The organism is Marichromatium sp. AB32 (assembly GCF_003718675.1).
GTDB classification, from domain to species: domain Bacteria; phylum Pseudomonadota; class Gammaproteobacteria; order Chromatiales; family Chromatiaceae; genus Marichromatium; species Marichromatium gracile.
The window spans coordinates 1-9,543 of record NZ_RHFJ01000086.1; the positions used below are offsets into that span (position 1 = coordinate 1).

At 66.5% G+C, this 9,543-nt stretch carries 9 protein-coding genes and 1 pseudogene; all 10 read right to left on the bottom strand.

Annotated elements, in window-relative coordinates; translation table 11 throughout:
- Positions 1-202: pseudogene (locus EBL85_RS15870) on the bottom strand (hypothetical protein); the annotation flags it as partial.
- A gap of 163 nt (positions 203-365) precedes the next feature.
- A complete protein-coding gene (locus tag EBL85_RS17120) occupies positions 366-854 on the bottom strand; it encodes a hypothetical protein (RefSeq protein ID WP_148040568.1) in 489 nt (162 codons plus the stop codon).
- Positions 855-981: 127 nt separating this feature from the next.
- Positions 982-1,128: an NAD(P)H-dependent oxidoreductase gene (locus EBL85_RS17640; protein ID WP_123143417.1), complete on the bottom strand. Its 147-nt coding sequence runs from the start codon at positions 1,126-1,128 to the stop codon at positions 982-984.
- 797 nt (positions 1,129-1,925) lie between these two features.
- Positions 1,926-2,690, bottom strand: a complete 765-nt coding sequence (locus EBL85_RS15885; RefSeq protein WP_005224225.1) for an enoyl-CoA hydratase-related protein — start codon at positions 2,688-2,690, stop codon at positions 1,926-1,928.
- A 61-nt stretch (positions 2,691-2,751) separates the two neighbouring features.
- Positions 2,752-3,561, bottom strand: a complete 810-nt coding sequence (locus tag EBL85_RS15890) for a universal stress protein (RefSeq protein WP_123143418.1) — start codon at positions 3,559-3,561, stop codon at positions 2,752-2,754.
- Positions 3,562-3,584: 23 nt separating this feature from the next.
- Positions 3,585-4,418: an ABC transporter ATP-binding protein gene (locus EBL85_RS15895; protein ID WP_005224227.1), complete on the bottom strand. Its 834-nt coding sequence runs from the start codon at positions 4,416-4,418 to the stop codon at positions 3,585-3,587.
- A gap of 124 nt (positions 4,419-4,542) precedes the next feature.
- A complete protein-coding gene (locus EBL85_RS15900; protein ID WP_123143419.1) occupies positions 4,543-5,790 on the bottom strand; it encodes an ABC transporter substrate-binding protein in 1,248 nt (415 codons plus the stop codon).
- Between the two features lie 41 nt (positions 5,791-5,831).
- Complete coding sequence (locus EBL85_RS15905) at positions 5,832-6,905, bottom strand: branched-chain amino acid ABC transporter permease (protein ID WP_005224229.1); 1,074 nt, start codon at positions 6,903-6,905, stop codon at positions 5,832-5,834.
- A gap of 4 nt (positions 6,906-6,909) precedes the next feature.
- Positions 6,910-7,797, bottom strand: a complete 888-nt coding sequence (locus tag EBL85_RS15910; protein WP_005224230.1) for a branched-chain amino acid ABC transporter permease — start codon at positions 7,795-7,797, stop codon at positions 6,910-6,912.
- Positions 7,798-7,799: 2 nt separating this feature from the next.
- Positions 7,800-9,543, bottom strand: a 1,744-nt coding sequence (locus tag EBL85_RS15915; protein ID WP_148040569.1) for a long-chain fatty acid--CoA ligase, incomplete at its 5' end; no start/stop codon positions are given.

Genomic DNA, 9,543 nt, shown 5'->3' on the forward strand with positions numbered 1-9,543 from the left:
TCACCGCATAGGCCGCGACATCGATCGCGAACACCCCGGCGAGCTGACGCAACCGCAACTCCACCCAGCCGCGCCGATGCTCGAAACTCCGCCCGGTCAGCCGATCGAAGCCACAGAGATACGCCCGCCGCACGCAGCGCGTGACGACGTGATACCAAGGCGTATCGGACAATGAGACGAGCGCGGCGCGGGGACGAGTCATGGGGCATCTCCGCTGGAGGTGTTGGGTGAAGCGTAGGAGAGCGCCTTGCGAGCGTCAATGATAAATGGGTGTCCTTCAAATCCTGCTTTTCCCGGCGCTCTGGGTGTCCTTTTTGATAACTCCTTTTTGATAACTACGATACTACTACTGGGTAAGGGGACATCTACTGGCGAGAGAACTCAACCGGGTCGGAAACAACCGTGTCAGATGCAGTATCGTAGTAAGATTCATAGCCGGCGAGTTTCATCCCGTCATTCGTGATTTGCGCGCAAATTGCCCCACCACCCTTCATTCTCTGGTCTGCGTTCGTGAAAAACAGCTTTACAACATCGCTTCGCAGCATTCCTAGAAAATTATACTTTTTATCTGGGTTTCTATTAGCCCCGCTAAAAGTGAATATAATCTCCCCCCTCAGTTCCGCTCCACTTTGCCTGACAATAATTTTGCAAAAACAAGGAACTTTTTCAGTCCGCGTAATATACTTCCTCGACCAAGCGCCGCTCACATCTATTTGGCTTTTCGAGATGAGCTTTATATAGACATCTTCAAGATATTTTTTCCAAATTAGTCGCGATGTGCCTAGAATCGCTACAGCGAGAAGACTTGCTGTAAATGAAATCCCAAGCGCAGTGAATATTTCAAATTTTTCCATGGCAAATGGGTGTCTTTCAGATCAGACAGACCTCCAAAGAGACAACTCTTAAGAGGCTATACTTAACAGCTTACCAACTAAGACATCGACGAGGTCATCAGAAATAATAGCGTGATGCATAACGGACTCACAGGCAACCATTGCAATGCGTTATTGAAATATCTTTCAAGTTAATTAAGTCAACGTCGCAGCAGTTTAGTGCTTGCGCGGCCGCTTCAACCATCGTGTAGGTGTTCCCGCGGCGAATGCTGCCGACAACAGCCAATACTTTCATTAGAGCCTCCGTGAAAAGCGGTTTTCCATAAATTGACTTTTAGCCTTCATGGCAAAACAGTAAGGCGCCCACGTATACGTTTTAATTTTGATAAGAATTTATGTTTTTTAGTACTACGTTTTTCACAAAAACCCTGCTTGTTGCACTGACCTCGTTCTGCAGAAAAAGAGGCCAGATGTCGATATTTTACGAAAGTTCAGAAGAGGCCTGGGAGCTGATCGCCAATCTGTTTCCCCATCCGCAGCACACGCTCGCCCGTGCCGTGACGACCACCCGATGCTCAACGGCATCTTCTGGGCACTGTACTCGGGCGCAGCGTGGCGCGATCTGTCCAAGCGTTTCGATCCCTGATCGACGGTCTACCAGCGGTTTCTCGACTGGCGTGACGACGGCACCTTCATCACCAAAGTCCTGGAGCGGTTGCACATCCGTCTGCGCAAGGATGGGTTGATCGACCTGGAGATCTGGATGATCGACTCAACATCGATCCGGCCACGCGCGCCGCCGCTAGCGGCGGAAAAAAGATCGCAAGAGCCGCTGAGCCATGCGCTCGAGCGTGACGACCAAGATCTAACTGCTCTGCGCCAACAAGCGCGTCCCCTTGAGCTTTCTACTCTCCCCGGGGCAGCACAGCGATACCCGTTATGCCCAACCACTCATTGATTAAGTCGGCTTGCCCAGAGCCTTTTTACCTTCCAACCCATGCAAACAACCCAATAAAATTGATCCTATCCTTCCCTAATTTCACACCCATACCACCTCAAAAATCAACACAAAATATGAACGACCCAACAAACTCACCGCCCCACCCCCTCCCCCCAATGACACAACCCCTGCAACACCGCACTCATCTCCAGCACTTGTTCCAGGCTCCCGACCTGCCCCAGCCGCATCAGTCGCTTGGCATAACGCAGTGCCTGCGGGGACTTGGCGGCGATTGTTGAGGCCATTTCGTGGACGCGAGCGGTGAGCGCGTCGGGTTCGACGACGTCGAGGACGAGGCCGAGGCGGTGGGCCTCGGCGGCGTCGATGACGCGGCCGGTGACGGTGAGGGCGAAGGCGGCCTGGTAGCCGATCTGGCGTTGCAGGAACCAGGCGCCGCCGTCGCCGGGGATGAGGCCGAGGTCGATGAAGGTCTCGCCGAAGCGCGCGCGAGTGGAGGCGATGCGCAGGTCGGCCATGCAGGCGAGGTCGCAGCCGGCGCCGATCGCCGGGCCGTCGACGGCGGCGATGACCGGCACCTCGCAGCGGTAGAGGGCGCGGGGGATGCGCTGGATGCCGTGGCGGTAGCGGCGTTCGAGTTCGGCGGCGTCGCCGGCGAAGTCGCCGCGGCGCGCGGCCATGTCCTTGATGTTGCCGCCGGCGCTGAAGGCCGCGCCCTCGGCGGCGATCACCAGCACCGAGACCGCCTCGCAGGCGTTGACCCAGTCGACGGTGGCGACGATGTCGTCGATCAGGGCGGTGCCGGTGAGGGCGTTGCGCACGTCGTCGCGCGCCAGAGTGAGGGTGGCGACCCGGTCGGCGAGACCGAGCCGGGCATCGGTGAGGTCGGGCGGGTTCATCGCGGGGCCTTCCATGACGGGGCGCCCCGGCGGGCGCCGGGGCGCTTGCGGGGATTGCGGATCAGTCGCCGGCCGGTTGCATCACCAGCACCGGGGAGCGCGCGGCGAGCAGCACCTCGCGGGCGAAGCTGCCGAGACGCATGCGTTGCAGCCCGGTGCGACCGTGGGTGGTCATGGCGATCACCGCGCCCTTGATCAGCGCCGCGTACTCGACCACCGCGCGGCTCACGTCGGTGCCGTGGAGCACGTCCCAGTTGGCGCTGACGCCGTAACGCTCGGGCAGGTGGTCGGCGACGCGCCGCAGATAGACCCACTCGCCGGCGTCGGCGCCCTGGCCGAAGCTCGGCTTGAGCACCTGGATCAGCCGCAGCTCGGCGCCGATGGCGCGGGCGAAGGCAACCGCCTCGGGGAGCATGGCCTCGGACAGCGCCGAACCGTCGAGACACACCAGCAGGCTGCGGATCGGCCCGCCCCAGGCGTCGTCGAGGTGCGGACCGGTGAGCAGGATCGGGCGGTGGGTCTGGCGCAGCAGCTCGCTGGCAACGCTGCCGAGCACCGCCTCGCCGACCACGCCGCGGGCGTGGGTCGACATCACCACGGGGTGATCCGGGCTGGTCGCGCCGATGCGCTCGATCAGCCCGTCGGTGGCGACCTCGTGGACGCCGACCTCGACCTCGGCGTCGTTGAGCCCGCGCGCGGCGAGCAGGCTCTCGAGCAGGGCGCGGCGCTCGGCGGTCTCGCTCTCGCGGGTGACCACCGAGAGCAGCCGCGCCCGGGCGCCGAGCTGACCGGCCAGCGACAGCCCCGGACGCAGCGCGCCCTGGGAGACGGTGGAGGCATCCACCGGGATGGTGACGACAGCAGCGGACATGACGGACTCCTTGCCGCGTCGGCTCAGGCGAGCCAGCGCTTGCGGCGGCGATAGTGTTTGACGTTGAGATAGTCGACCCGCTCGGCACCGCCGAGATAGAACTCCTGCACGTCGGGGTTCTCGCGCAGCACCGCCGCCTCGCCGCTCATCACCACCTGCCCGTTCTCGAGCAGATAGGCGTGATCGACCACCTCCAGCGCGGCGGCGGCGTTCTGCTCGACGAGCAGCACGCCGACCCCCTGCTCGCGGTTGATCTCGCCGATGATGGCGAAGATCTCCTGCACCAGCAGCGGCGAGAGCCCGAGGCTCGGCTCGTCGAGCATGATCAGCTCGGGTTCGGTCATCAGCGCGCGCCCGATGGCGAGCATCTGCTGCTCGCCGCCGGAGAGATAGCCCGCCTTGGTGCGGGCGCGCTCGCCGAGCCGGGGGAAGTAGGTCAGCACCCGCTCGCGCAGCTCCTGGTAGCGCTTGCGGCTGCCGCGCAGCGGGTAGGCGGCGAGCAGGTTGGCCTCGGGGGTGAGGTGCTCGAAGATGCGCCGCCCCTCGAGCACGTGCACCAGCCCGCTGGCGACCCGCGCCGGCGGCGCCAGCGCCAGCATGTCGGCGCCCTGGAAGCGGATCTCGCCGCGCGTGACCAGCCCGCGCTCGGGCGCGAGCAGACCGCTGACGGCCTTGAGCGTGGTGCTCTTGCCGGCGCCGTTGCCACCGAGCAGGGCGATCATCTGGCCCTTGCCGATCCGCAGCGACACCCCCTTGATCGCCAGAAACACCCGGTCGTAGACCACCTCGACGTTGCTCAGCTCGAGCAGCGGCGGCGTCACCGGCAGCGACGCGACGCGATTGGCTGCTGTCTCCATGAAGGCCCTCGCTCTCTCCTTGGTCGACCGGACGCGCCGGTCGGGTTCGGTCGGCGCCGACGACGCGCGTCGGCCCCACTCGCGCACGGTCGCGGACGGGGCGCCCGGCCCCGCCCGCGCCGACTCAGCGCCCGTCGCGGAAGCCCGCGGCGTCCTTCTCGATCTCGTCCCAGACGATGTCCTGATAGGCGCTGCGCCACTCGGTGACCGGCACCCAGGCGCCGCCGTCCCAGCGCGACACCCGGCCGAAACCGCCGCCCTGGTGGTCGGTGGCGCTGAAGCTCAGCGGCGGCATCAGCCCCTCGGCGTCGAAGTTGCTGATCTGCTCGAAGCCGCGGCGCAGCGTGTCGCCGGTGAGCGGCGCGCCGTACTCGGCGAGCGCCAGGCGCGCGGCCTCGACCGCCACCGCCATGGTCGCCACGCCGATGTTGTAGTAGCTCGAACCGACGTTCTCCTCGGGCCCGCTGCCCTCGCCCTTGGCCACCACCTCGTCGAGGATCGCCTGGATCACCGGCAGCTCGCGTCCGGGGGCGACCGCCTCGTAGCGCTTGACCCCGGTCATGTGCTTGCCGAGGTGCTCGGCGTCGGCCTCGGCCAGCCACACCACCGAGAGGATGTGCTCGGGGCGGATGCCGTTGCGGATGGCCTCGCGCACCGAGACCTGCTGGCCGCTGCCGGCGCCCCAGATCAGCACCTGGTCGGGCCGGTAGCGACGCACGTCGGACCAGGTCGCCGACTGCTCGGTGCCGGGGCTGGGATAGGCGAAGGCGCGCAGCTCGAAGCCGTGACGCTCGGCCAGGGTCTCGAGCACCGGCACCGGCTCGCGGCCGAAGGGCGAGTCGATGTGCACCAGGGCGATGCGCTTGCCGGCGAGCCCGCCGAGTTCGGTGTCGATGTAGTCGGCGAGGATCGCCGCCTGCGACCAGTAGGTCGCCATCATCGGGAAGACGAAGGGGAAGGTCTCGCCGTGGCTGGCATCACCGCGACCGTGCAGCGGGGTGATCATCACCACCTCGTCCTCGAGCACGCGGCTGACCGCCGCGCGCGACACCGGCGTGCTGAGGAAGTCGACCAGCACCGCGCCCTCGCCGCGGGCGCGGTTGTAGGCCTCGATGCCGCGCTGGGGCTCGTTGGCGGTGTCGCGCACCAGCGCCTCGACGGGGTGACCGTCGAGCCCACCGCGGGCGTTGACCAGACGCAGATAGTCCTGCTGGCCCTGGTTGTACTCGTTGGTGAGGAAGGTGTAGACGGCAGTGAAGTCCTGCAGCAGCGCAAAGCGCACCGGCTCCTTGTCGGGCACGTTGGCGAGACTCGCGCCCAGGGCCAGGGCGCTACAGGCGCCGAGCAGGCCGCTCAACCATGTCTTCTTCATCGATGGGGTCCTCCTTGTCTTGTCGTTGTCGTGGGTGTCGATCAGCGCTGGGCGTGGCGGAAGGGCCAGACCAGGAAGTACTTGCGGATGTTGTCGTAGATCTTCGCCAGCCCCAGCGGCTCGAACAGGATCACCGCGATGATCAGCGCGCCGTAGACCATCAGCGGGATGTGGGCGATGAGGTTGAAGGAGACCGGGAACAGCTCCAGCCCCGCCACCCAGGCCAGCAGATTGGTGAGCACGATCGGCAGCAGCAGGATGAAACCGGCGCCGAGATAGGCCCCGATCACGCTGCCCAGACCGCCGACCAGCACCATCGCCACCAGCTGGATGGAGACGTTGAAACCGAACTGCTCCGGGGTCACCGCCTGGTAGTAGCAGAAGGCGAGGATGGCGCCGCTGACACCGCCGAGAAAGGAGCTGGTGAAGAAGGCCAGCAGCTTGTAGCGCAGCGGGTCGACGCCGATCACGGCGGCGGCGAAGTCCTTGTCGCGCACCGCCACCAGCGCCCGCCCGACGCTGCTGCGCTTGATGTTGAGCAGCAACAGGGTGCAGATCAGCGTCCAGCCGAGCGCGGTGTAGTAGAGCGCGGTGTCGCCGTCGAGGGGGATGAACAGCAGTCGTACCTCGGGGGTGGCGAGGGTGGCCTGCGCCCCGCCCGAGATCGCCGGGACGTTGATGATCACCCAGGAGACCAGGTACTGCATCGCCAGGGTCGCCATCACCAGATAGAGCCCCTTGACGCGCAGCGCGGCGGCGCCGAAGACGCAACCGATCAGCGCCGCGGCCAGCCCCGCGCCGACCAGCGCCAGCTCGAAGGGCACGCCGGCGCGGGCGAGATGGATGCTGGTGTAGGCACCGATGGCCATCACCGCGGCGAAGCCGAAGTGGAGCTGCCCGGCGATCCCCATCAGCAGGGTCAGCGACAGCGCCGCCGCGGTCCAGATCAGCCAGGGCGCGAGATAGCTGTTGAGATACAGCTCGGGCAGCAACAGCGGCGCGAGCAGCGCCAGGGCGAGCAGCCCGCCGAGCAGGCGGCGGTCGGCAGCCAGCGGCCACAGCTTGCGGGTGGCGGCGTAGCGGGTGTGATGGATGCCGGATTGACGATAGAACATGGTCTCAGACCCTCTCGATCTCTTCCCGCCCGAAGATGCCGTGGGGGCGGAACAGGATGGTGAGCAGGATGATCAGCGAGGTCACCACGTCACGGGTGCCGCCGCCGACCAGGGGATCGACATAGCCGGGGACGACGCTGCCGAGGATGCCGACGACCAGCCCCGCGACCAGCACCCCGTGGATGCTGTCGAGCCCGCCGAGGATGACCACCGCCACCGCCGGGAAGAGCAGCGTGGTCAGGCTCCAGTCGACGCCCTGCACCGAGCCCCACATCACCCCGGCGGCCACCGCCGCAACCCCGGCGAGCCCCCAGGAGACGGCCACCGCGCGCTCCACCGAGATCCCCACCGACCAGCTCGAGACGTGATCGTCGGAGACGGCCAGCAGCTTGGTGCCGAGGCGGGTGCGGAAGAAGAACAGCGCCAGCCCGATCATCAGCGCGCCGATCGCCCCGCCGATCAGGTACTCGCGATTGATGAACACGTCGCCGACGATGATCGGCATCATGTCGATGCCGAGATCCAGGCTCTTCGGCGCGGCGCCGAGCAGCCCCGGACCGAGACCGCGCAGCAGGCTCTCGAGCCCGAGGGTGAGCATCACCACCATGATGATCGGCTGCCCGACCATGCGCCGCAGCAGCACCCGCTCGGTGAGCATGCCGAACAGGAACATGCCGAGCACGGCCACCAGCAGCGCCACCACCACCGGCGCGCCGAGCCAGCCGGCGACCATCCACACCAGATAGGCGGCGATCATCACCATCGCCCCCTGGGCGAGGTTGGGCACCCCGGAGGATTTGTAGATCAGCACGATGCCGAGTGCGACCAGGCCGTACATCAGCCCGGTCAGGGCGCCGTTGATGGTCAGTTCGATGAGGAATGCGATATCCATGCTCAGGCCTCCTCGGCGATGCGGTCGGCGTTCACCCGGGCGATGGCCAGGTGACGCTTGAGGGTGCCGGAGGCGCCGGTCTCGTAACCGATCCGGGCCTCGTACTCGATCGAGTCGCGTCCGGCGTAGAGCGACTCGATGATCGGCGCATAGTGGGCGTCGATGACGTCGCGGCGCAGCTTGCGGGTGCGGGTGACCTCGCCGTCGTCGGGGTCGAACGCCTTGTGCAGGTTGACGAAGCTGCGGATCGCCAGCGCCGGTGGCAGCAGCGCGTTGACCCGCGCCACCTCGGCGCGCACCAGCGCATAGACCTCGGGCTTCTGCGACAGATCGGCGAAGGAGGTATAGGGCACGCCGTTGATCTGCGCCCAGTGCCCCACCGCCTCGCTGTCGATCACCACCAGCGCGGCGAGGAAGTCGCGCTCGCGCCCGAGCACGCAGGCCTCGCGGATGTAGTCGCTGAACTTCAGCCGGTTCTCGATATAGGTCGGGATGAAGCGCTCGCCGGTGTTGGTGTAGACCACCTCGGAGAGCCGTCCGAGCACCACCAGCTGACCGTCGGCCTCGAGCTGGCCGGCGTCGCCGGTGTGCATCCAGCCCGCGCGCAGGGTCTCGGCGGTGGCCTCGGGGTTGTCGAAATAGCCGTCGAAGACGTTGTCGGCGCGCATCAGGATCTCGCCCTCGTCGCTGATGCGCAGCTCCACCCCGGGGAAGGGCCGCCCGGCGGTGTGCAGGCTCACCGAGCCCGGGTCCTGGGCCACGCACAGCGCGCAGTTCTCGGTCTGGCCGTAGAACTGACGCAGGTCGAGCCCGAGCGCGCGGAAGAACAGGAACACGTCCTCGCCCATGGCGTCGCCGGCGGTATAGGGGCGCGCCACCCGCCGCAGCCCGAGCTGGTCCTTGAGCGGGCCGAACATCAGCACCTCCCCCACCCCGCGCCACAGCCGCCGCCACGGCGCCGGACGCCGGCCCTCCAGGCGATCGCGCTCGAGCCGCTCGGCGAAGGGCATGAAGTGGGCATAGAGCGCGCGCTTGAGCGGGCTCGACTCCTTGATGCCGACCTGGATGCGGGTGAGCATGCTCGACCAGGCGCGCGGCGAGCCGAAGTAGAGCGTCGGGGCGATCTCGCGCAGGTCGTGGAGCGCGGTCTCCTGCTGCTCGGGGATGTGGACACAGAAGCGCAGCAGGATCGCCGCACCGACCGAGAAGATGAAGTCCCCCACCCAGGCCATCGGTAGATAGGCCATGTGCACCTCGCCCTCGCGGAAGTAACCGGCGCGCGAGGCGTTGCGCACCGCCGCGATGATGTGGCCGTGCTTGAGCGGGATGCCCTTGGGTCGCCCGGTGGTGCCGGAGGAGTGCAGCAGCACCGCCGGGGCATGGACGCTGGTGCGCTCCTGCAGCGCCGCGCGCAGTCCCGGCTCGGCGCTGAAGCGCGCGCGGCCCTGTGCGCTCAGCGCGGCGATCGCCCGGGCGCCCGGCGGCGGGGCCTGCTCCAGCCCGCGCGGGTCGTCGTAGAGGATATGATCGAGCGCCCCGTAGCCGGCCGCGCGGATCGTCAAGAGCTTGTCGACCTGCTCCTGGTCCTCGACCAGGGCGCAACGGATCGACTCGGTCTCGAGCTGGCCGCGCAGCTCCTCGGGCGGGGTGTCGGGATAGGCCGGCGAGGGCAGCGCGCGCAGCGCGATGGCCGCGAGCATGCCGAAGTAGAGCGCCGGGCGGTTGTCGCCGATCACCAGCACAGAT